The following is a 24,618-nucleotide window of genomic DNA, read 5'->3' as shown; positions in this document are numbered from 1 at the left end:
TTAGCAACAGGAGGTGTTGCTGAATATATATCCATGTTCATGGATTAAGTCCCCACTTGTTTTTAGGTGGGAACTAAATTAAGGCTTATAGGATCGCTTGGTAAGGCTGTGTTAGCCGGATGCTTACAGTTTATTGAAAGGTTAGTACAATTTAGTGACAAGCAAAGCACGTAGTGTTCATGGATTTCTAGGAGGGATTTACGTGTCCTTGTGTGCATATCAACTGATCCATAAAAATAAGCCAACAATTCAAATTATGAAGTCATCGGCTTAAGCAGGATTCGGGTTATATTAAATAATTATTTTTAATTTTATCAGTCATTATAAGACTATAACTAATTTCATAGTAGGATAAATATAAAAAGCTTCAAACTAATTTGATTACTCTACCTTAGTTTGAAGCTTTATGATAACAATGAGGTTATCTTTATATTTAAGACAAATTTAATTGCTATGAATTAAATTTATCTTAATCACCATCTTTTGAAGCCTTATAAGCATACGCATAGTTATATCCGTACCCATAACCATTACCTGGCCCTTTTTGTACATCATTCAGAATAACACCATTAACTTTCACATTAGCCTGTTCAAAACGAGTAACAGTAATTTCAAGTTCTTTAATTTGTGTTTTACCATGACGTGCAATTAATAGATTTACACCAGCATATTGTGCAATGATGATACCATCGGTTACGGCTAATATTGGCGGAGTATCAATCAATACGTAATCAAAACTAGCTGAAGCTTGCTCGAGAAAAACTTTGAACTTATCTGTACTGAGTAATTCAGATGGATTTACTGGACTTTTACCTCGAGTAACAAAGAACAAGTTATCAACCTGTGAGTTTTGAACTACATCTTCATAGCTATTTTGATGATTTAATAGTTCGGATAAACCTGGTTGTACTTCTTTATTAAAATATTTATTTAAATAACCACGACGTAAATCACCATCAATCACTAATACGCGGCTTCCGCTTTGAGCCAAAATAGTTGCTAGGTTGGTAGTAATGAATGATTTACCAATTTCAGGGGCCGGACCTGAAAGTGCAATAATATTATTTTTGGCATTACTCAAAGCAAAATGGATTGCAGTACGCATACTGCGTAAGCTTTCAATTGCAATATCACTACTATCCTTAACCGCAAGAATAGGAATGCTCTTTTTCTTTTTCAGTAAATTGACGCGACTTTCTTGGAGAGGAGATCGAGGAACTGTTGCATATACAGGCAGATCTAACTCTCTTTCAATTTGTGCTGAATCCTTGATTCCTGAACGCATCATATTGCGCAATAAAGCAAGTAATGTTCCTAAAAAACCGCCTAAGAAAATAGATAAAATTATAATTTGTAATTTCTTTGGTTTAATCGGTTCAATTGGTTCTACGGCAGTATCAACAATACGTACATTACCAATTTCACCGGCTTTAGCGATGCGAAGTTGTTGATAAGTATTAAGTAATCCGGTATATAACTGTTGTTTAACTTCAACCTCACGATAAAGTTGTAAGTAACGACGTTGTAAATCAGGAAGCTGCTTTAAAGTATTACTCAATGCTGCAATTTTACTATTAATTGCACCGAGTTGAGCATTCATTTGTTCCATTACTGGATGTTCTTCAGTATAACGTGCAGAAGCTTCAGCAACTTTAAGTTCAAGTTCAGCTTTTTGTGTTTCTAGAGCAATACTTTGAGTCAAATACAGTTCTGATTCTTTAGTTAAGTCCACAGTATTATATTGTTGACGGAACTGGTTAAATTCACGTTCTACCTGATCTAGCTGTTGGCTCAACTCAGGGAGTTGTTCATCTAGAAACTTCAATGTTTGGGCAGATTCAGCTGAACGACGTTCAATATTTTGCTGGCTATAGGCTGTTAAGATGGCATTCAATACTTGAGTAATATGCTGTTTGTCCTGGCCCTGATAATTTAATCCAAGTACACCCGTCATTTTACCTTTTTCAGCAACTGAATAATTATTAAGTATGCGTTGCACTGCCGCAGGCAAAGTCAGCTTTTTAATATTATAAGTAGAACCTAAGGGATCTTTACTATAAATGGCGACTTTCCAAAGACCATATCTTGATTGAATTTGACTGGTTTGGTTTAAAGGAGCAGTAAATATAATTTCATTTGTTACTGTATCAGTTAGATTATATTTATTATGATCGAAACTTAATAACAGATTTTTATTTTTATAATAATTTGGAATATCAAACTGTCTTACATCAAAACTTTGCTCATTATCTTTGAAGAGTACTGATTTTGTCGTATATTGGATATCATAATTATGATTTTTTAATAATCGATTCCAGATCGAATCTTCAGTACCAGAAATTACAAGGTCCAAGTTTAACTGGTTAATCACTGAGCCAAGCACAAGACGCGATTTTAAAATCTCAATTTCAGCTTGAGCAGGAGATTTCTGCTCAATCATATTAGAAAGGTCACCTAATAAAGCTGCTGATGCTCCCTTACTATCTTCTACTTGTACCAGGGCATCTACGTTATAGGTATCTGGAGTGATCCTTAGATATAATAAAGCTGCAATTAAACTCAATAATATACAGATCGTGATCAGTTTCCATTGAGCAATTAAGGAAAAAAATAATTCCTTCAGATCAATAGTATCTTCGGTATTGGCAGTTTGGCTCATAATTTAGATATCAAAAAAGTGAAAATATTAAAAAACTTAAATATATTTTTTCCAGTCAGTAATGCAGTCTTGAATCAATCTACAAGTTTCATCAAAGACTGTTTGATCATGCTGATAAGGATCGGCAATATTTTTACTTTGCCAATGTCCCAGTCTAAAGGTTTTACCTTTAGCAAAAGGCCAGGTTTGTTCTATATGTTTTTGCTGATTTTGGCTCATAACTAATATTAGGTCGGCTTTTTTAATGAGTTCTGCATTCAGTTTTTTTGCAACATGAGGACTCATATCAATTCCAAAGCGTTGCATACATAGACTCGCTTTTTCATCAGCTGCATGACCAATTAAACCAGAAATACCTGCAGATTCAATATTTAAATGAGGATATTCCTGTTTTAAAAAATATTCTGCCATTGGGCTACGACAAATATTACCAATACAGACCACTAAAATATTGTTAATTTTCATTAGTTCCCCAAACGATCTAAATTATACAATGCATTTGAGAAAGGAATAACCTGGTTAACAACACGTTGCCAGCGTGCAAGACCTGAAGCATCTACATAAACAATATCATTGCTACGCATTTTAAACTGATTTGCTAGGCCAAAGTCTCCAATATTACTGAGATCCATATGATATATTTCTGTCATTGGAGAATTTACATTAGTTCGTACCACGTAAATTTTACTGCGACTCGCAGAAAGTGGATTTAATCCCAAGCTTTCCCCGATAACATCGCTAAGACTCATGCCTTGGTCGCGTATAGGTAGTGACTGGTTTTTACCTGACTCACCCATAACATAAATTTTTTGATTTTCACGATTATTGACATATAAGGTGTCATTAGGCTGTATTAATAAATTATGTAGAGAGAATCCAGCTTTTTCTAATTCTAAGGTATTTAAACTATAGGAACGTCCTTCACGAACTAATGTAATAGAAGTATTATCACCTTGCTCAGGATTAATACCACCTGCCATTCCTAATGCTGTATAAACGCTCACAGGCTGGTCATTGAGATAAAACTGGCCACCTTTTACAACATTGCCCTGAACCGAATATCTTTTACCTTGATATGATAATACCCGAACGATGACATCCGGAGTCTTTAAGTAACGTGATAACTGACTACGTAATTCACGATTGACCTGGGCTACTGATTTTCCTGAAGCTTGATAGCGTCCAATAATTGGAAAATGAATATAGCCATCTGAATCGATCTGGAAGCCATTCGCTTGTGCAGACTGATCACTCGTAATATTACTTGCAGAGGTAAGTTCTGGATAAGCCCATAAATAGATAGATAAAATATCACCCGGACTCAACTGATAGCTGCGGTGCGATGTACTAAAAAGATGAGCATATTCTTGTTGAATATTATGTACAGCAGGCTGAGCAGCCATAATTGATTCTTGATCTAGCTTAATGACATTTACTGTAGTGCCTAGATCAGTTTGATAAACACCCTCACTAGGTAAGTCATTTGTTTGTAGACCAGAGGTGATTGCACACCCTGTAGTGGTAATACCACATGCCAATAAAACAGCTAATCGAAAGTGTCGCACAGGCTTTCCTAAATATTAATTTTTAGATTCATTCAAATTGGAGTTATTCTACCGAAGTTACCAGTTATATACATAACAATTTGTAACTTATTACCAGTTTTTTTTAAAGGGAAAAATTAGGTTTATAACAGATAATAATTGTATTAAATAAAATACCAAATTTTCACAAAAAATATACATTACTTTATAATTTAAGTTATTTGAGCACAAATCATAATAGAAATTTTATTGTTTTCTGATACTATTCGTGCCGAAACATGCGGACTCAGTAAGCAGTAAAATGAGATTAAGCATTTTAAGATTATTATAGAGTGATTTTGATAAGCCTAGTCAAGAGTTTAAATAAAGTACTCCGAAGTGGCCAGATCACATTCATTAAAAAGGCAGGTAAAGTGAAAAAAAAGGTATTGCTAGTATTTGGTACAAGACCAGAAGCTATTAAAATGGCGCCGTTAGCACTGCAATTAAAACAACAAGATAGTTGCTTTGAAACAAAAGTTTGTGTGACAGGTCAACATAGGCAAATGTTAGATCAGGTACTAGAACTTTTTGATCTTATCCCGGATTTCGATTTAAATTTGATGAAACCCGGCCAAACCCTTTCTGATATTACTTCAGGTGTATTAAAAGGTTTGGAGCAGGTTTTTAAAGATTGGCTTCCAGACGTTGTATTGGTGCATGGCGATACGGCTACAACTTTTGCGGCGTCTTTGGCTGCATATTATCATAAAATTAAAATCGGCCATGTTGAGGCAGGGCTGCGCACAGGGGATATTTATTCTCCGTGGCCTGAGGAAGCGAACCGCAAACTTACAGGCGCTTTGGCAAACTATCATTTTGCGCCTACACAGTCTTCTTATAATAATTTAATTAAAGAAAATATTGATCCTAATCATATTGCAATCACCGGCAATACTGTTATTGATGCATTATTAAAAGTAAAGCATAAGGTTGAAACGGATCAAAAAATTGCTGCCGATTTTGAATCGCAGTTCAGCTTTTTAGATGCAGGCAAAAAGTTAATTTTAGTGACTGGCCACCGCCGTGAAAACTTCGGTCAGGGCTTTTTGAATATTTGCCAGGCGCTGGCGAATATCGCTCAAAAATATCCTGACGTTCAAATTGTTTATCCTGTGCATTTAAATCCAAATGTGCAAAAGCCTGTAAATGAGCTGCTGTCGGGTATTTCCAATATCCATCTGATTGCTCCTCAGGATTATTTGCCTTTTGTGTATTTAATGAATAGAAGCTACCTGATATTAACGGATTCAGGCGGTATTCAGGAAGAAGCGCCGTCATTGGGCAAGCCGGTGCTGGTTATGCGGGATACGACAGAGCGTCCAGAAGCGGTTGATGCGGGCACGGTTAAATTGGTGGGTACAGATGCTGCTCTGATTCAGCAGGCTGTAACAGATTTAATTGAAAATAAAGCGCTGTATATGCAGATGGCAGAATCCCACAATCCGTACGGGGATGGAACAGCATGTCAGCAAATCATTGAATTTTTGAAAAATAACTGAGTAAGTGTTAGTCAATATTATGAATAATCAATTTAAGCATATTTGTGTTATCGGTTTAGGCTATATCGGCCTTCCTACTGCAGCCACTTTCGCTGCGCATGGTGTAAAAGTAACAGGTGTTGATGTTAATCAGCATGCTGTAGATATGATTAACCAAGGAAAAGTTCATATTGTTGAACCTGATCTTGATGCGCTGGTTAAAGATGTTGTTGAAAAAGGCATGCTGTCTGCTCAAACAGCGCCAGTCGAAGCCGATGCATATATTGTTGCTGTGCCAACGCCGTTTAAAGACAATTATGAGCCGGATCTGAAATATATCGAGGCAGCATCAAAAGCGCTTGCGCCATTTTTGAAAAAAGGCAATTTGGTTATTCTCGAGTCAACTTCTCCTGTAGGCGCAACTGAGCAGATGTCTGCCTGGTTAAGTGAAGCGCGTGAAGATTTAACTTTCCCGCAGCAGGCTGGGGAAGAGTCAGATATCCGTATTGCTCACTGTCCAGAGCGTGTACTGCCTGGCAAGGTACTGGTTGAGCTGATCAGCAATGACCGGATTATTGGCGGTATGACTCAGCCATGTTCAACAGCTGCCAGTGATTTGTATAAAACATTTGTAGAAGGCGGCTGCATTGAAACCAATGCGCGTACAGCTGAAATGTGCAAATTGACAGAAAACTCTTTCCGCGATGTGAATATTGCTTTCGCAAATGAGCTTTCAATTATCTGTGACAAGCTGGATATTAATGTTTGGGAGCTTATTGCGCTTGCCAACCGTCATCCGCGTGTAAATATCTTGCAGCCGGGCCCTGGGGTGGGCGGTCACTGTATTGCTGTTGATCCATGGTTTATTGTGTCAAAAACGCCAGAGCAGGCGCGTTTAATCCGTACTGCACGTGAAGTGAATGATGCAAAACCGGAGTGGGTGATTGATCAGGTTAAAATTAAGATCGCAGAGTTTTTGCAGGCTAACCCTGAAAAAACGATTAAGGATGTAACAGTAGCTTGTTATGGTCTAGCGTTTAAACCTGATATTGATGACTTGCGCGAAAGTCCTGCTTTAGAAATTACTAAAAAACTTGCAGAGCAAGGTTTAAATATTTTAGCGATTGAACCAAATATTGAGATATTGCCAGCTAAGTTTTCTGGAAATGTGAAGTTGATTAATCTAGATAAAAGCCATATTGCAGATATTCATTTAATTTTAGTTGATCATAAAGAGTTTTATAGCGGTTTTTTTAAAGGGATTAGCAATGTAATAGACACGAAGGGAATTATAAAATAAATTCATGAAGAAACTTTTTATATTTTCAGTGCTATTTTGTTTAGTATCTGATATACCAAGAAATGAATCTTTGCTTTATTTTTTAGGGAGCATTTTTTTAAGTGCTTCCATTTTTTACTTCCTCTTAGCTAATTCAAAAAAATCTGCTACTACATTACTTGTTATTTTATTTTCAAGTCGAGATATTTGGTTTGGAGATGGGGGAGTTTCTGTTGTGTCGATATGGCAACAGCAATTCTCAATAATTAATCCATCGATGATAGTCATGGTATTGGCTATAATAACACTAATTAAAAATAGAATTAAAGAGATACCTAAAGAAGTCTTATTCATAAGTTTGATTTTTCTGCTAATGCCTATGATAGCTGGGCTATTATCTGGTTCATTGTTAGATATTCGTCAAATGGTTGAGGTAATTACTGATATAAAATTTTTTGTAATGTTTGCTTTAGGAATTATACTGGCATATACCCTAATAATAAATAAAACATATACTTTAGAAGAATTCCTGAAAATTATTTTAATTATTTTGTTTGCTAGGCACTTTGTTGACTTTATATATTTTCTAATAGGATATGGGCCATATTTTAGTGGGATAGCAAACCGAGTTAGTATGGATTCTTTAAAAGGAGGGGTTATTCTTTTAATTTTCTATTCATTTTTAAATTTCAGTCCGGCAAAAAAAAATTATTATACATTGCTAATAGCTTTTTCATGCCTTTTATTATTATTTGTATATAGTACTAGGATGTTGTGGGTAACATTTGTTTTAGGATTTTCTTTTATATTTTTTAGGTCAAACTTTGGTTTTAAATTTAAAGCAACGATATTTTTAATATTGTTAATGATATTGATAAGTTTTGCAATGCAAATATCAATTTTTGAACTTCAATATAATAGATTTAAAACTTTGACAGATGGTAGAGAGGAGAGTTTAATATCGAATTTGGATGAAAATTTTTTATCGAGAATAGATCCAGTGAGATATGCTCAATACTTTAATGTTTGGAGTAAATTGTTGAGCGATAATTCAATATTATGGGGGCAGGGTATTGGAGGATATTATAATAATTACCCCTATGTTATACCAAATACATTAGAGGCTGCTTTTCCTGACTATAGTTTTGAAACTAATAGATACTATAAAACTCATGAAATGCTATCTCATATATTATTGAAGTTTGGATTAATTGGTGTTTTTGCATATTTTTACTTTCATTTAAAAAGTATTATTGGTTGGATTAGTATACTCAATCAAAATAGAGATCCTTTAATTAGAAGTTATATTTGTTTATTTCCAACAGTATTTTTACAATTTTACTGGTCTGGAAAAAATATTTTATTTATGGGTATGTTCTTGGCAATCGGATTAATTGGTCTAAGATTGAGAAAAGATGTTAGATAGTTTAAAAGTTCTTTTAAAGTTGTTGTCAACTAATATATTGGTGGCAATTTTATCATTCAGTTTGACCATTTATTTAGCCTCTATAATTGGACCTGAATTATACGGCAAATATGCTTTTTCAATGATATTGGGGCTGTTTTGTGCTCAATATGTAGTTTTTTCAACTGAGGCTACAGGAAGATTTTTGAAAAATACTATGGGGGATGAGAGGGCATTTAATGCGGTTAGTTTTTTAAGGCTGATACATTTTTTTGTTATATTGATTTTTTCAGCACTATTGACTTTTAAATATGACTTTGAAATTATTTTAGGAATGATTGCAGTCGCTATTGCAGGTTTGAATTCATCATATATATATGAGTGGAAACATGAACAAGCCAAATACTCAGTAGTATTTCTAATAGAAAAAATAATATATATATCTTCTGCCTTCGTTTTTTTATATTTTTTTGATGTTAAAAATATTTATTTCTTATTTTTAATAATGTTGTTGGTTACTCTTTCTAGCTGTTATTTTCAATATAATTATATTGGAGTCTATAAGGTATCATTTAATTTTAGTGATGTGATATTTGTTTTTAAAAATAATTATATGATGTATTTGACTGCGTTATTGACTTTTGTTTATGGTGGATATGGTAGGATTTTAATTGGGGAAGGTTATGGTATGGCTATGCTAGGTCTATTCTCTGCAGCTTGGCAAATGGTATTTATAATTACAATGTTTAACAGCCAAATTGTTCGTATATGGAGGGGGAGGATAGCAGACAGTGTTTTTAAAAAAGATAGTAATGATTTGTTATTAAATATAAAAACCTACTTAGTTTATTGTGTTGTACCAGTATTAATTTTTTCATTGATATTATTTTTCTTCTCAGATTTATTTTTTTCAATGCTATTTTCAGATAAGTATGTAGATAGTGCGAAGATGGTGAAATTCTTAAGTCCCTATTTCGTGATAATAACTTTAGAGTTCTTATCTGTAATGTTGTGGTCATCTGTGTCAGATAGGAAGATTAATTTAATATTGTATGCTGTATTTTCTATTGTTACATTTATTATAATGCATATTGGTGTAAAATTTTTGACAATATACGAATTTATATTGATTATTCCTATAATGCATGGTTTTTGTGTTTTTACTAGTCTTGTTTTTTTTGGTTATAAATTGAGGAATCTAAATGAGAAATAAAGTGCTTTTTTTTGACCCAGTATCCCCTAAGGGGCATGTTGGATTGAACTCTATGATTTATGGTTCCTTTAAAGGAGATAAAAAAATAGTTGTAGGCACTTCTCTGAAAGGGGAATTTGATCATATCGATAACATAGCTTATTTTAGAAATAAAATTTTAAAAAAAAATAGATTTTATCATTTTTGTTTTTGTGCTTTATTTTCAATATATTATTTGTTTTTTGCGAAATTAAATAATTATGATAGTGTTGTTTTTTTATCATATGATAAATACACAATTTTTTTTATTTCATTTTTTTCTTTTATTTTGGGGATTAAGGTTTATGCTTTTGAACATAATACTTTTCCTGTTGGTCAAAATTTTTTATCATATTTTTTAAATATTAATTCTAAAAATATTATTCGATTATGCTTTATGAGTAATATGGTCGATTTCTTTAGAAATAAAAATATTTCATCTTACTATATTCATCATCCTATTGTGGGGTTGGATCTTAATGTTCATGATGAATTTTTTGATAAAAGCAAATCCAAAGGAACTGGGAAAGATTTTTTTTCTATTAAGATGATTGATAAATATAATTTTTGTGGTGTGATTTTTTGTCCTAGTGGGAGTAATAATATCGATATTCTAAAATCTAAGATATTAGAATATTCTGATTTTCTTTTTATTGTTAAGAGGCCTAAAACTAAAATTTCTGAATTAGAAAATATATCTAATGTATATTTGGTTGATTACTTTTATGATTTGGGAGAATGGTTTAAGGTTGTTGACTTTGTTTATCTTCCAATTGATTTTGAATATAGAGTATCTGGATTTTTTTACGAATCATTGAAATTCTCAAAAAAGTGTATAATTTCAAATTGTGGTTTTTCTGACTATATAAAATTAAATTTCCCAAATTACTACTTATCCTCTGAAGATAATTGGTATAATTTTAAAAATGCTTCATTTAATTTTGATATCGTGAATTATAATTTAGATTTTTCTAAATTAATTAACAAAATTTTGATTAAGGATATTCGTAAATGAAAACTGTTCCTATAGTAATGGCAGGTGGAAGTGGAACTAGATTATGGCCATTATCTAGAGAAAATTTCCCAAAACAATTCATAAAATATAATTCAGAACTTTCTTTTTTTCAGGAAACTATCAATAGAGTCAATATTGATGGCTTAGAAAAGCCAATAGTAGTAACAAATGAGAACCACAGATTCATTGTTGCACAGCAACTTTGTGAAATTTCCTGTGATGCAACAATAATTCTTGAGCCTGTTGGTAAAAATACTGCAGCAACAATAGCAATTTCAGCATTGCATAGTCTTTCGGAATTTCCAGATGAAAATGTGAATTTACTAGTTTTATCAGCTGATCATTATTTTGAGGACTTTGGTCCAGTGATAAAAAAAGTTAATCAATTAAGTAATATGGAAGATATTCTTTGTGTATTTGGTATTGTTCCGAACAGAGCGGAAACAGGATTTGGTTATATAAAAAAAGGTAAAGGTAATTATTCAATCTATTCCGTAGATGAATTTAAAGAAAAACCTAATGAGTCAACAGCTAAAAATTTTGTGGATAGTGGTTGTTATTTATGGAATACAGGAGTTTTTCTTTTTAATCGGGATACTCTAATTAGTAAGATGCTGAAACATTGTTCCGATATATATCAAGTTTGTTTAGTTGCTTATGAAAAAGCAGAATATGATTTAGATTTTATAAGATTAAGTCGTGATGATTTTGGAAAATGTAGAGAAGAATCTATTGACTATGCTTTGCTAGAGAAGATTACAGATTTGAAGGTTTGTGAACTTAATCTATCTTGGAATGATGTTGGTTCGTGGCTTGCGTTTTGGGAGATAAATAAAAAAGACTCAAATAATAATTATGTTTCCGGAGATGTATTTTGTGAAAAAACGGAAAATAGTTTGATCTATTCCACTGATAAGTTTGTTGCAACCTATGGTTTATCCAATGTGATAATTATTAATACTAGTGATGCATTATTAGTGATTAATAAAAATGATGCTCAAAGTGTTAAAAAGATAGTGTCTTATCTTAAATCTAATTCTAGAAAAGAATGTATTTCTCATGTTGAAGTTAAGAGGCCATGGGGTAAATTTGAATCAATACAGTTAGGAGAAAATTATCAAGTAAAAAAGATTACTGTAGATCCAGGACAAAAGTTATCAACACAAATGCATTTTCATAGAGCAGAGCATTGGGTTGTAGTCAAAGGTACTGCTAATGTTTTAAAAGGCAAAAATAAATCACTGATAACAGAAAATCAGTCAATATACATAGAACTTGGTGAAATACATTCACTAGAAAATCCTGGTAAAATTCCGTTAGAAATAATCGAAATTCAATCGGGATCTTATTTGGGTGAAGATGATATTATTAGATTTGAAGATCACTATGGGCGTATTTAATTTTTAAAATCATATTATCTGAATTTTTAAATTTGTCATTCATCTATTTTTTAATGATCTTTTTTAATCTTAATTCATTAGATTTTATTTTAGTGATAGTAAGTTAATTTTATTGGTAATTTATGATTAAATATATTTTAACCACATACAGTTTTTTTAAAGAGGGTCCGTGTGGAAGAGTTAGTCATGCCAAAGGTTTTGTAGAGGGATTATCTCAGAATGATAATCCAGTTACTATCGTCAGCTATGGTGGTGGTGAAAAATTCATTAAAATTAATTTATCTATAAATTTCTCAATAGTTGGTTGTTTTTTTAATTTTTTTAAAGAGATTTTGATTTCAATATTTTTTAAAAGAAAAAATAGTGATTAGATGGCGCTCTATGTTGCCTTTTTTATTTCTTATAATGTTTTTAAAGTTTCTGATGAGGGTCGTTAAATCATGATTCGTGTTGCTGTTAGTTGTAGAGTTCTACCATCCTGGCGAGTGCCTTTGTTTCAGCGACTATCTGAAATAAAAGGAATTGATTTATGCGTATTTTATGCCGATGATTTTGAAGGAACTAAGGTTAAAAGCTATAGCGGTATTGTAGATTTTAAAACCGTAAAATTGCCAACAAAAAAAATGTCATTTAAAACTTCAAATGGTCATGCTTACATACCTTATAATCCTAACTTGTATAAAAGTTTGGAGGCGTTTTGTCCAGACGTAATTATTGTTGAAGGCGCTTCAAATATACTTAATAATCTAGTATGTTTTTTTTATGCAAAAAGAAAAAAATGTAAAATAATACAATGGGGGCTAGGCGAGCTTGAAGGTCGCAAGAAATCAATTCATAGAAGATTGGCAGATGTATTCTTTCACACGATTGAACGTCAATCTGATGCTGCAATTGCCTATAGTTCCTACGGTGCTCAATACTATAAAAATTTGGGATTAGCTGAGTCTTCTGTTTTTACAGCTGTCAATGTTATTGATACTGAAAAAAGAATTTTTGAGCTAAAAAAATATTGTAATGAGAATAATCTTAGATATCCATCTCCAGTTCCTATTCAAAATAAATTAGTTTTTATTGGTAGTTTATCTGAAAATAAAAATATTGATTTATTAATAAAATCCTTTAAAAAGGCTTTGGAATATTTACCTAATTTAACTCTAGATATTATTGGTGATGGACCTTTTAGATCCTCTCTCGAAAAATTGGTTGATGAGTTGAATCTAAATTCTGAAATTTCATTCAAAGGTAATCAGACCTTTTTATCTCCTTATTTATATGATGCAAGTTTGATGGTTTTACCAGGTTTAGGTGGCTTAGCAATTTCAGATTCTTTGATCCATGGAGTACCCGTGCTGTGTGGAATTGGCGATGGATGTGAAAAAGATTTAGTAACAAATAATGGAGTTATTTTAAAAAATATTACTTTAGACTCTTTATGCACCGAAATAGTTAGTATATTTAGCTCGCCGGAAAGACTTGAAAATTTAAGAAAAAATGCTCAAAAGTTTGAGAGTAGTAATTTTAATATAAATAATTATGTAAGTGTTATTCATCAGGCTATTACCTATGTTTTTGATTAATATATATAGACGTTTTGTTTTTAAGTCTAATCATGTTGAGTCATTAGCAGAACAAATGCTGAAGTATAAAGATGCTCAATTGATAGATAGACATAAAAAAAGCACTAGAGAAATTTTTTCTAAATATTCAAGTGATAGTTTGTCGAAACATCTGGTTGATATTTTAAAGATTTGGATGAGCAAAAAATGAAGATTTTTCTAGACTGTAGTTTGTTGAGTATTGGTGGTGGAATACAGGTAGGATTAAGTATTATTCAGAACTTAGCTAATGATCCTGAGTTTGAAGTCATTGTTGCTGCTTCTCCTCAAATTGACCAGCAGCTTTCTCATGAAATTAAAAGTAGTTTTATTGCTTATAAAAAGTTTGAAAATGTTTCTATACTCAATAAAGTTAGACAAGGGAAACAGCTGGCTGCTTTTGAAGAGGTTTATAAACCTGACCTAACTTTCTGTGTCTTTGGTCCTGTTTACTGGAAGCCTAAAGCAAAATTTTTACAAGGCTTTGCTTTACCAAAAATGTTATACCCAGAGGCTAGAAAAAATTACCCAAGTAAATTGGATAAAATTAAGGAAGAAATAGTAGATTCTATTAAGGCTTTATTTTTTAAAAATAATAGTGAATATATTATTGTAGAAACTGAAACTTTTAAATCGCGTTTACTACAAAAGTTTAAGTTTGACCTTGAAAAAGTTTTTGTGGTTCGTAATAGTTATAGTCCAGCCTTTCAACAAGCAATTATAGAAAATAAGCAAAGCATTTTTCCAGAAGACGGTCAGATTAATATTTTCGTTCCTGGTGGGTATTATCGTCATAAAAATTATGAGAGCTTGCCAAAAATTGCAGCTGAGTTATTAAAAATTTATCAACAAAAAAGCTTTTGTTTTTATTTGAGTTTAGACTCCGCTTCTCATGGGTGGTTGAATATTTTAAAATTAGCAACAGATTTAAATGTTACTGACTATGTTAAAACATTGGGGCATATTCCAAATTCTGAAATTGCTAAAGTGTATTTGCGTTCTCATATTATTATGAGCTTAAGCAGTGCGGAAGCTTCAACAGCTGTGTATCCTGAAGCAATGTGTGCAAGAAGACCTTTAATTATTTCTGACACTGATTTTGCTCATGCTTCATGTGAAAATGCTGCTTTATATGTTGATCCATTTAATCCTGCTGAAATCGCTGAAAAAATATTCTATTTATCTAGTCATTCAGAATTGGTTTCTGAGTTAGTAGAGAATGGTGAAGAAATTTTTACAAAAAATTATCCAGACCCTGCTGCTAAATGGAAACAGCAAAGGGAATTATTAATTAAATTAGCAAATACTCCATAATTTAGGTCTTCTCATGAAACAAATCCTTCAAGACATGGCAAAAGGCGGTACAACCGTAACAGAAGCACCAGTACCACAGTGCTCTAAAGGGCATTTACTTATTTCCACTACTACTTCGCTTATTTCAGCAGGTACAGAGCGCATGTTAGTCGGCTTTGGTAAAGCTTCTATGTTAGACAAGGCGCGCCAACAACCAGAAAAAGTAAAAATGGTGCTAGAAAAAGTCCAGACAGATGGACTGCTTACTACCTATGACGCAGTAAAGTCCAAACTGGCACAACCTTTACCACTTGGTTATTGTAATGTTGGTGTAGTTCATGAGGTTGGAGCGGGTGTAGACGATTTTAAAGTAGGTGATCGTGTTGTTTCCAATGGGCCGCATGCAGATATTGTAAAAGTACCAAAAAACTTATGTGCGCTCATTCCAGAAAATGTTTCGGATGAAGCTGCATCTTTTACAGTTGTTGCGAGTATTGGCTTGCAAGGCATCCGCTTAGCCCAGCCAACAATTGGCGAAAGTTTTGTTGTCACAGGTGCAGGCTTAATTGGACTGTTAACCATACAAATGCTGCGTGCGAATGGCTGCCGTGTACTAGCAATTGATTTTGATCAGTCTAAATTAGAACTCGCAAAACAGTATGGCGCAGAAATATGCAATCCTGGACGGGGTGAAGATCCTGTAGCCGCAGGTATGGCATTTAGCCGCGGTGCAGGGGTAGATGGTGTCATTATTACAGCTTCTACTAAAGTCAGTGATCCTGTTGTACAGGCAGCTCGTATGAGCCGAAAACGCGGGCGTATTATATTGGTCGGCGTGACAGGACTTGAGCTGAATCGTGCAGATTTTTATGAAAAAGAACTCAGTTTCCAAGTTTCTTGTTCATATGGCCCAGGACGTTATGATGCTGCCTATGAAGAAAAGGGGCAGGATTATCCTCTAGGTTTTGTACGCTGGACAGAACAGCGCAATTTCGTTGCTGTATTGGATATGATGTCTGCAGGGACTTTAAATCTTGAACCTTTAATTACCCATCGATTTAAATTTGAAGATGCACCTCAAGCATATGATGTATTGACGCAAGATAAGTCTGGTCTAGGCATTTTGCTGCAATATAACTCGCCAGTTGAAACGAGATTAGAAAAGCATGTCATTTTAAATCCAATTCATATTGAACCAAAAAATGCCGTAGTTGGTTTCATTGGTGCAGGAAACTATGCTTCACGCATACTGATCCCCGCCTTTAAAAAAGCCTCATCACAGCTGCATACCATTGTAACTTCTGGTGGTATTAATGGGGTGATTCATGGTGAAAAGGCAGGATTTGCAGAAGCCTCGACAGATATAGATGCCTTATTAAGCAATCAAGATGTAAATACTGTAGCAATTGCAACACGACATAATAGCCATGCCTATTTTGTAGAAAAAGCGCTGTTAGCGGGTAAAAATGTTTTTGTAGAAAAACCGATTGCACTGACGATTGCAGAAATTGAGAAAATTGAGCAAGTTTATAACAGCAATATTGAAAAAGATCAGTTTTCACGTGTAATGGTTGGGTTTAATCGCCGTTTTGCACCGCAAGTTCAAAAAATGAAGTCATTATTGAACAGTGTGAAAGAACCCAAAAGCTTTATTATGACGATGAATGCTGGTGCGATTCCTGCAGATCACTGGACTCAGGATAATACTGTTGGCGGCGGACGAATTATTGGTGAAGCATGCCACTTTATCGACTTAATGCGTTTCTTGGCTGGCTCAAAAATTGTTTCTGTACAGGCGCGCCGCATGGGTGATACAGATGCAGTTCAAGTATTAGAAGATAAAGCTTCTATTACTTTAGGTTTTGAAGATGGTTCGTTTGGCACTATTTTCTATTTGGCGAATGGCGCTTCAAATTTCCCTAAAGAGCGTGTAGAGGTATTTACAGCAGGGCGCGTACTGCAGCTGGATAATTTCAGAAAGCTTAAAGGCTTTGGCTGGCCTGGATTTAGTAAAATGAATCTATGGCGTCAAGATAAAGGGCAAGATGCATGTGCAGCTGCTTTTGTTGCGAGTATTCGTGACGGTAAAGAGGCTCCTATCCCAGCGGATGAAATTTTTGAAGTGGCTCGAATTACAATTCAGGCAACGGAAATTTTACGGTCGCAAGCATGAGTGTAAAAGTGAAAGCTCAAACAGCTTTAAGCCTAGGGCTCTTAAATTTATTCAGAGTATTTAAGTATCGTGCTGGTGTTAAAACTGGTTTAAACCCTGTGCAGAAAATTGCTGCACAGATGCCTTCAGGCTCTTTTTTTGCACACCCTCAACAGCAAGAAACAGTGTTTGAGCCTTCATATCAGCTTACAGCTTTTGGCTGGAAGTCTTATACCATAGGTCAGTATCCCAATTGGTTTTATAGCCCTTTAACAGAGGCTAATTTTGCCAATACTGCAAAATCCTGGTTTGAAATTCCTGACTTTGATGTCAATGTCGGTGACATTAAAGGCATCTGGGAGGCATCCCGTTTTGACTGGCTGCTTCACTTTGTTCTAAAACATCATGAAAGTCTTGATCAAGCTGAATTGGCTCAGCTTGATCAATGGCTGAATAACTGGTGTGAGAATAATTCTGCATACCTCGGCCCCAATTGGAAATGCGGTCAGGAAGCATCTATCCGTGTAATGCATTTGATCAGCGCGTTAATTGGTTTGGAGCAATTGGAGTCACCATCGCAAAATGTGCTAGCGCTTATAGAAATTCATTTAAAGCGGATTGCTCCTACGATTGATTATGCGATTGCGCAAGATAACAATCATGGAACTTCAGAAGCGGCCGCCTTATTTATCGGTGGATCTTTACTGAATAGCTTAATTCCATCCAAGCAATATACAAAATGGGCAAAGATGGGGCGTAAATGGCTAGAAAACCGTGCGTCTAAGCTGATTATGGCTGATGGAGGGTTCAGTCAGTATTCAATCAATTACCACCGTGTAATGCTGGATTCTTACTGTTTAAGTGAAATTATCAGAAGAAAACTTAAACTGCCTGAGTTTTCCGCTTCTATGTACAGTCAATTGCATAAAGCTGCCGATTGGCTGTTTGTCTTGACACAGGAAAATGGCGATGTGCCAAATTTAGGCGCTAATGATGGCGCAAAATTGCTCCCTGTTTCGAATACAGACTATCGTGATTTCAGGCCGAGTGTGCAGCTGGCCAGTACTTTATTTGCTGGGCAGAGCTATTATACAGAAGCAGGCAGCTATGATCAGCCCTTAACATTCTTTGGTTTAGATAAAACATATCAGCCCGCTTTTGTTTCGCCGAATAAAAATAAATTTTTTAAGTCCAGCGGTTTAATTTCCGCTGAGCATGATAATTTTTTTATTGCTTTTAAACTGCCGGTATTCAAATTCAGGCCTAGCCAATGTGATGCTTTGCATTTGGATGTGTGGTGCAATGGCCAAAATATACTTAGAGACGGCGGTACATATAGTTATAATTCTACTGCTGAAGATCTAGATTATTTTAGCGGACCTGCCAGCCACAATACTGTTCAGTTTGACGGGCATTTGCAAATGCCAAGATTAAGCCGCTTTTTATTTGGCGCATGGCTGAAGCCATCAAACTTAGCATATTCAGAAGATAAATTTTCCTGCGGATATGCCGATTTTTGGGGATGCCAGCATCAAAGGCAGGTCAGTCTACATCATAAAGAAATTATTGTTATAGACAGCGTGTCGGGATTTAAAGAATCGGCTGTTTTACGCTGGCGTCTGCAGCCTGGCTCATGGGAGCTGAACGGCGGCACACTTTCCAATGGCAGAATTTCAATCGAAATTAAAGCAAATACTGAGGCTGAAATTACACTTTCCTCTGGATTTGAGTCTCGTTACTACTATCAAAAGACTGTTTTGCCGGTGTTAGAAGTGAAGGTGAAGCATTCCTCAACAATAACTACGGTCATTAAAGAGATCTCATGAAAATTCTATATTTCCATCAGCACTTTTCTACTCCCAAAGGATCAGCAGGTATCCGCTCCTATGCTATGGCGCAGTCGCTGATTCGCAATGGCCATCAAGTGACGATGGTATGCGGCTCCTTTGGCGCTGGCCAGACTGGCTTAACACAGCCCTTTGATAAAGGCGTGCGTAAAGGAAATGTAGATGGCATTGATATTATTGAATTTGAATTACCTTACTCGAACAGCCTAAGTTTTTTAAAGCGGATTTTGATTTTTCTTAGTTTTGCTTTCAAATCGATCAAAGTAGCCTTGACCGAAAAATATGATGTGCTGTTTGCCACGACCACACCGCTCACTGCAGGTATTCCTGGCATTTTTGCAAAATGGCTTAGACGCAAGCCCTTTGTATTTGAAGTCCGTGATTTATGGCCCGAACTGCCTAAAGCGATGGGAGTCATTAAAAATCCGGTTGTCTTATGGATGATGTCAGTTCTTGAATGGATTTCATACCGTTCGGCTGACCGTTTGGTCGGTCTTTCGCCTGGTATTGTGGAAGGTATTGTCAAACGTGGTATTGATCCAAAAAAAGTGGCCTCTATTCCAAATGGTTGTGATTTAGATATTTTTGCCCAAGAACAACAGGCTTGGCGTCCTGAACAGGTAAAAAATACTGATTTAATGGCAATTTTTACGGGAACACATGGTTTAGCCAATGGCTTGGATGCTGTAATTGATGTTGCTGTCGAGCTACAGAAAAGAGGTAGAGATGATATAAAATTAGTTTTGGTTGGAGATGGTATGCAGAAGAAACCTTTAGTGGCGCGTGCTCAGCAACTGAAATTAGCTAATATTGTTTTTCATGATCCCGTAAATAAAACTAAACTTGCTGGTTTAATGGCAAGTGCAGATATTGGTTTACAAATTTTAGCCAATGTCCCTGCATTTTATTATGGTACTTCTCCAAACAAGTTCTTTGATTATATTGCAGCTGGTTTGCCTGTGTTGAATAACTATCCTGGCTGGTTAGCGGAATTAATTCAACAAAAACAATGTGGTTTTGCTGTGCCACCTGAAAATCCTCAAGCTTTTGCCGCTGCGTTGGAATATGCGGCAGATCATCGTGATGAGCTTGTGGTTATGGGTGAAAATGCACAGAATTTAGCTCGCTCTCAGTTTAACCGTCAGGAACTTTCACAAAAGTTTGCTGAGTGGGTAGCGCAAGGATAATATAATGCTAAAACGCCTCCTCGATATTATTATTGCTTCTATTGCCCTTATCTTGCTGTCACCGTTGTATTTTTATGTGGCACATAAAGTGAAAAAAAATCTGGGCTCACCAGTGTTATTTCGTCAGGTGCGTCCCGGTTTACATGGCAAACCTTTTGAGATGATCAAGTTCCGAACCATGAAAGATGCGGTAGATGAACAAGGCAATCCATTACCGGACAGTGAACGTCTAACGGCTTTTGGTCAGATGCTGCGCTCTACTAGTCTAGATGAAATGCCAGAATTGTGGAATGTAATTAAAGGCGATATGAGTATTGTTGGTCCACGTCCATTACTGATGGAATACCTGCCACTTTATAATGCCGAACAAGCTAAACGTCACAATGTGCGTCCAGGTATGACCGGTCATGCACAGGTGAATGGCCGTAATGCGATTAGTTGGGAAGAAAAGTTTAAGCTAGATACCTGGTATGTTGAAAATCAATCAATTTGGCTTGATTTTAAAATTATGCTGAAGACAGTAAAAAAAGTTATTGCTAAAGATGATATTAATGAAGCTGGTGAAGTGACAATGACAAAATTTACTGGCACTAAGACGGATCATCATCATGATTGAAATCTATGCAATTTATGGTGCATCTGGGTGTGGCCGTAGTTTAATGCCAGTAGCACGTGAACAGCTAGAGCGTGATAATATTCAAGCTGAAATTTATTTTATTGATGACAGTTTAACTGAAAAAATTACAATTAATGGCCATGTGGCTTTGAATTATGAAGCTTTTAAAGAATTAAAAGCTGATAAAAAATTCACTTTAATTGCGATTGCCAATAGTCAAATTCGTGAAAAAATTGCGATAAAACTTGAACAAGATGCAATTGAGCGATGGACTGTTCAGGCAGATAATGTGGTGCTTATGGATGAGGTCGAAATTTCTCCAGGAGCTGCATTAAGCCCATTTGTTACGATTACCTCTAATATCAAAATTGGAAAATGTTTCCACGCCAATTTATATAGCTATATAGAACATGATTGTGTAATTGGCGACTATGTTACTTTTGCTCCTGGAGTAAAATGTAACGGCAATATTCATATCCAAGATCATGCTTATATTGGTGCAGGTGCCGTGATTAAACAAGGCACACCAGACAAACCTTTAGTGATTGGTAAGGGTGCTGTGGTAGGAATGGGCGCTGTCGTGACTAAAAGTGTGCCACCAGGCGTGACAGTAGTTGGCAATCCGGCACGTATTTTAGAGAAAAAATAAGCTTTTCAATTTTAAAAATTCAGGACACATCATGTTAAATACTGTATTTGAACCATGGCCAAGTTTTACTCAGGAAGAAGCGGATGCGGTTTCCCGGGTTCTATTGTCTAATAAAGTCAACTACTGGACAGGGCAAGAATGCCGTGAGTTTGAAAAAGAATTTGCCCAGTTTGCAGACACCCGGTATGCAGTGGCATTGGCCAATGGAACCGTGGCGCTCGATGTGGCTTTAAAAGCACTGGGTATCGGGGCAGGGGATGATGTAATTGTCACCTCACGCACCTTTCTGGCATCAGCCAGTTCGATTGTGACGGCTGGAGCAAATCCTATTTTTGCTGATGTTGAGCTGGATTCACAGAATATTTCTGCTGAAACCATCGAAGCAGTACTGACCCCAAATACCAAAGCGATTATTTGTGTGCATCTCGCTGGCTGGATGTGTGATATGGATCCCATCATGCAATTGGCAGAAGAAAAAGGCCTGTATGTGATTGAAGATTGTGCCCAAGCCCATGGTGCCAAGTACAAAGGGAAATCTGCAGGTTCAATCGGTCATATTGGTGCCTGGTCATTCTGTCAGGATAAAATCATGACCACGGGTGGTGAAGGAGGAATGGTCACTACCAATGATGAAAACTTATGGAAAAAAATGTGGTCTTATAAAGATCATGGTAAAAACTTTGACAGTATATATAACAAACAGCATCCACCGGGATTTCGCTGGTTACATGACTCTTTTGGTACGAACTGGCGCATGATGGAAATGCAGGCTGTGATTGGACGGATTCAATTGAAGAAGATGTCCGAATGGACAGCACAGCGTAATGCAAATATGGAAAAAATTTATGCTGCATTTGCAGATAGCCCATATTTTACAGTTCATCGTCCATCAGATGATTATGTACATGCTGCCTATAAATGCTATGTACAAGTCAATACTGATGCTTTACCAGAAGGCTGGTCACGTGACCGAATCATGAATGAAATTAATGCCGAAGGTGTACCATGCTTTAGTGGGTCTTGTTCTGAAGTCTACCTGGAGCATGCTTTTGATGGCACGCCATGGCGTCCAAAAGAACGTTTAAAGAATGCTCAAAAACTGGGTGAAACCAGTCTAATGTTCCTCGTGCATCCAACGTTAACAGAAAATAATATTCAAACAACTAAAGATGTTATTCAGCAGGTGATTAGTCGCATATAATTCTCTAGGATTCAATCATGTAAAGTGTATCTTTATAGGTACACTTTAAACATTTATCCAAGTTTTTACCTCAATTCTCTCTAATATTTAATATGGGGTAAAAATTTATAAATAATTATTGAGAAGACACAGCAAGTGAAATCTATCATTCTACCTTTAGTTGAATCTCCACGTGCGGCTAAACAGACATTTTTAGTTATTTTGGACTTCTGCATATTTCCCGTCCTGATCTGGCTTTGCTATGCCATTCGTCAATTCGATCTGGGTGCAGAAGTCGTTCCCAATATTCCTTTTGGTACAGTTTGGGTCAGTACCATTGCTGTATTGGCTTTATTTGTTTGTGGTGTTTATCGTTTTATTGTTCGTACTTTTAATGAATTTTTTATTGTCAAATTAGGACTGGCCACTGTTTTGGCAGTCATTGGTTTGTATTTGCTTGCGTATGCCACACATGCGTTCATTCCTACTTCTATTCCTTTGATGTTTGGCTTCATGATGTTTGCCTGGGTCTGGTTTAGTCGGGGATTGATCCGCTTTATTGTTCGTTCTTACTTATATGCAGGAGTATCGAAAAAACGGATTGCGATTTACGGTGCAGGTTATGCGGGACAGCAGGTTGCAGCAACTTTAAATCGTTCTAATGAACATTTACCAGTCATGTTTATTGATGATAATCCTTCATTGAGCGGTCAGAATATTGGGGGAATTCAAGTTTATGCGCCAGAAACTGCATTAAAATCTTTTACCAAACTTCGCATTGATGAAATTCTGATTGCACTTCCTTCAGTGGGACGTATCCGTAAAAGCGAGATTGTAAAATTTTTAGAACCTGCCCATTTAAAAATTACTGAAATTCCAGGGCTGACTAAACTGGTCAATGGTGAAATTCGAGTTTCTGATATTCAGGAAGTCGATATTATTGACCTATTAGGGCGTGATCCAGTTCCTCCTGTGGCAGAGCTACTAGAAAAAAATATCAAAGATAAAGTCGTGATGGTTACAGGGGCAGGAGGCTCCATTGGCTCAGAGCTATGTCGTCAAATTATTAAAAATCAACCGGTAAAACTTATTATCTATGAGCTGACAGAGTTTGCTTTATATAGTATCGATAAAGAATTACGTCTTAGTGCCAGCTGCGAAATTATTCCAATTCTAGGTTCGGTAGTGGATGAAAGTAAACTGGAACGGGTCATTGAGCAATATAGCGTTCAAACCGTCTATCATGCTGCTGCTTATAAACATGTTCCTTTAGTAGAATGTAATCCATTGGCTGGCTTAAAAAATAATGCTATAGGGACTGCCTTTAGTGTTAATGCTGCAGTGAAAAAAGGGGTCGAGACCTTTGTACTGATTTCGACTGACAAAGCGGTACGTCCGACCAATGTCATGGGTGCGACCAAACGTATGGCAGAGCTTTATTGTCAGGCCATGGCGGAAGCACAGAATCAAACCCAAATTAGTATTGTACGTTTCGGGAATGTCTTGGGTTCATCGGGTTCGGTTGTGCCATTGTTTAAACAGCAGATAGCTAAAGGTGGGCCTATCACCGTCACTGATCCTGAAGTGACACGTTTCTTTATGACGATTCCTGAAGCTTCGCAGTTAGTAATCCAGGCAGGAGCTTTAGGCACAGGTGGAGATGTATTCCTGCTCGATATGGGTGAACCGGTAAGAATCCAGGACCTTGCTCGTCAAATGATTTCACTGAGTGGCTTAAAGGTGAAAGACAGTCAAAATCCCGATGGTGACATTGAAATTCAATATACAGGACTGCGTCCAGGTGAAAAACTGTATGAAGAGTTGTTAATTGACCAAGAGAATACAGAGATTACTTCACATAAGCGAATTTTAAGATCAGTAGAAAAGCATTATCCTTTAGCTGAAATTCTGGAAGTATTTAATCGTATGCATGTGCTGACAGCGACTCAGAGTGATGTAGATTGGGCTTTAATGCAGCTTGAACATTATGTCGATGGTTATCAGCGTGGTCAGGAAATTAAAGTAAATTAAATTTGGAAATAATTA

19 protein-coding genes and 1 pseudogene are annotated in these 24,618 nt (G+C 35.7%); 17 read left to right on the top strand and 3 right to left on the bottom strand.

Annotation, left to right across the window (positions count from 1 at the left end; genetic code table 11):
* Window positions 1–124: 124 nt before the first annotated feature.
* Window positions 125–274, top strand: a pseudogene (locus FTV18_RS10200) (IS982 family transposase); the annotation flags it as partial.
* 195 nt (window positions 275–469) lie between these two features.
* Here the strand turns inward: FTV18_RS10200 and FTV18_RS10195 are convergent.
* The 3 genes from FTV18_RS10195 to FTV18_RS10185 are packed head-to-tail and all read right to left on the bottom strand — an operon-like array spanning window position 470 to window position 4,224.
* On the bottom strand, window positions 470–2,659 hold the full coding sequence (locus FTV18_RS10195) for a polysaccharide biosynthesis tyrosine autokinase (RefSeq protein WP_180017926.1): 2,190 nt from the start codon (window positions 2,657–2,659) through the stop codon (window positions 470–472).
* Between the two features lie 36 nt (window positions 2,660–2,695).
* The gene (locus FTV18_RS10190; protein ID WP_034706709.1) at window positions 2,696–3,124 is read right to left on the bottom strand and encodes a low molecular weight protein-tyrosine-phosphatase; all 429 of its coding nucleotides are present in this window, start codon (window positions 3,122–3,124) and stop codon (window positions 2,696–2,698) included.
* Entirely contained in the window at window positions 3,124–4,224 is a 1,101-nt protein-coding gene (locus tag FTV18_RS10185; RefSeq protein WP_180017923.1) for a polysaccharide biosynthesis/export family protein, read from the bottom strand. Before FTV18_RS10185 ends, FTV18_RS10190 begins: the two co-directional genes overlap by 1 nt.
* A 392-nt stretch (window positions 4,225–4,616) precedes the next feature.
* On the opposite strand from FTV18_RS10185, the gene wecB reads away from it, so the two are divergent.
* The 16 genes from wecB (at window position 4,617) to FTV18_RS10105 (ending at window position 24,603) form a co-directional block, all read left to right on the top strand.
* A complete protein-coding gene (wecB, locus tag FTV18_RS10180; protein WP_180017921.1) occupies window positions 4,617–5,744 on the top strand; it encodes a non-hydrolyzing UDP-N-acetylglucosamine 2-epimerase in 1,128 nt (375 codons plus the stop codon).
* Between the two features lie 19 nt (window positions 5,745–5,763).
* A complete protein-coding gene (wecC, locus tag FTV18_RS10175) occupies window positions 5,764–7,023 on the top strand; it encodes a UDP-N-acetyl-D-mannosamine dehydrogenase (RefSeq protein WP_180017919.1) in 1,260 nt (419 codons plus the stop codon).
* 4 nt (window positions 7,024–7,027) lie between these two features.
* Entirely contained in the window at window positions 7,028–8,428 is a 1,401-nt protein-coding gene (locus FTV18_RS10170; RefSeq protein WP_180017917.1) for a hypothetical protein, read from the top strand.
* Entirely contained in the window at window positions 8,418–9,620 is a 1,203-nt protein-coding gene (locus FTV18_RS10165) for a lipopolysaccharide biosynthesis protein (RefSeq protein WP_180017915.1), read from the top strand. Before FTV18_RS10170 ends, FTV18_RS10165 begins: the two co-directional genes overlap by 11 nt.
* Window positions 9,610–10,653 carry a hypothetical protein gene (locus FTV18_RS10160; protein ID WP_180017913.1) on the top strand — a complete coding sequence of 348 codons (1,044 nt, stop codon included), beginning with the start codon at window positions 9,610–9,612 and terminating at the stop codon, window positions 10,651–10,653. Before FTV18_RS10165 ends, FTV18_RS10160 begins: the two co-directional genes overlap by 11 nt.
* On the top strand, window positions 10,650–12,053 hold the full coding sequence (locus FTV18_RS10155; RefSeq protein WP_180017911.1) for a mannose-1-phosphate guanylyltransferase/mannose-6-phosphate isomerase: 1,404 nt from the start codon (window positions 10,650–10,652) through the stop codon (window positions 12,051–12,053). The genes FTV18_RS10160 and FTV18_RS10155 overlap by 4 nt, the downstream gene beginning before the upstream one ends.
* Before the next feature lie 122 nt (window positions 12,054–12,175).
* Window positions 12,176–12,424: a hypothetical protein gene (locus FTV18_RS10150; RefSeq protein ID WP_180017909.1), complete on the top strand. Its 249-nt coding sequence runs from the start codon at window positions 12,176–12,178 to the stop codon at window positions 12,422–12,424.
* A gap of 69 nt (window positions 12,425–12,493) precedes the next feature.
* The gene (locus tag FTV18_RS10145) at window positions 12,494–13,630 is read left to right on the top strand and encodes a glycosyltransferase family 4 protein (protein WP_180017907.1); all 1,137 of its coding nucleotides are present in this window, start codon (window positions 12,494–12,496) and stop codon (window positions 13,628–13,630) included.
* A 186-nt stretch (window positions 13,631–13,816) separates the two neighbouring features.
* Window positions 13,817–14,962: a glycosyltransferase gene (locus FTV18_RS10140; RefSeq protein WP_180017905.1), complete on the top strand. Its 1,146-nt coding sequence runs from the start codon at window positions 13,817–13,819 to the stop codon at window positions 14,960–14,962.
* Between the two features lie 13 nt (window positions 14,963–14,975).
* Window positions 14,976–17,114, top strand: coding sequence for a bi-domain-containing oxidoreductase (locus FTV18_RS10135; protein ID WP_180017903.1), 2,139 nt, complete (start codon window positions 14,976–14,978; stop codon window positions 17,112–17,114).
* Window positions 17,111–18,919 (top strand): heparinase II/III family protein, encoded by a 1,809-nt coding sequence (locus FTV18_RS10130; protein ID WP_180017901.1) that lies wholly within the window; start codon window positions 17,111–17,113, stop codon window positions 18,917–18,919. The genes FTV18_RS10135 and FTV18_RS10130 overlap by 4 nt, the downstream gene beginning before the upstream one ends.
* Window positions 18,916–20,127: a glycosyltransferase family 4 protein gene (locus tag FTV18_RS10125; protein ID WP_180017899.1), complete on the top strand. Its 1,212-nt coding sequence runs from the start codon at window positions 18,916–18,918 to the stop codon at window positions 20,125–20,127. Before FTV18_RS10130 ends, FTV18_RS10125 begins: the two co-directional genes overlap by 4 nt.
* A gap of 4 nt (window positions 20,128–20,131) precedes the next feature.
* Window positions 20,132–20,743 carry a sugar transferase gene (locus tag FTV18_RS10120; RefSeq protein WP_180011547.1) on the top strand — a complete coding sequence of 204 codons (612 nt, stop codon included), beginning with the start codon at window positions 20,132–20,134 and terminating at the stop codon, window positions 20,741–20,743.
* Window positions 20,736–21,392, top strand: coding sequence for a NeuD/PglB/VioB family sugar acetyltransferase (locus FTV18_RS10115; RefSeq protein WP_218945550.1), 657 nt, complete (start codon window positions 20,736–20,738; stop codon window positions 21,390–21,392). Before FTV18_RS10120 ends, FTV18_RS10115 begins: the two co-directional genes overlap by 8 nt.
* 31 nt (window positions 21,393–21,423) lie before the next feature.
* Complete coding sequence (locus FTV18_RS10110; RefSeq protein ID WP_180017896.1) at window positions 21,424–22,593, top strand: DegT/DnrJ/EryC1/StrS aminotransferase family protein; 1,170 nt, start codon at window positions 21,424–21,426, stop codon at window positions 22,591–22,593.
* 135 nt (window positions 22,594–22,728) lie between these two features.
* Window positions 22,729–24,603: a nucleoside-diphosphate sugar epimerase/dehydratase gene (locus tag FTV18_RS10105; RefSeq protein WP_180017894.1), complete on the top strand. Its 1,875-nt coding sequence runs from the start codon at window positions 22,729–22,731 to the stop codon at window positions 24,601–24,603.
* Window positions 24,604–24,618: the final 15 nt, after the last annotated feature.

Source organism: Acinetobacter sp. YH12241 (assembly GCF_013417535.1).
GTDB lineage: Bacteria > Pseudomonadota > Gammaproteobacteria > Pseudomonadales > Moraxellaceae > Acinetobacter.
Note: the sequence above shows the minus strand (reverse complement) of the source record. Positions and strands in the feature narration are given on the sequence as shown.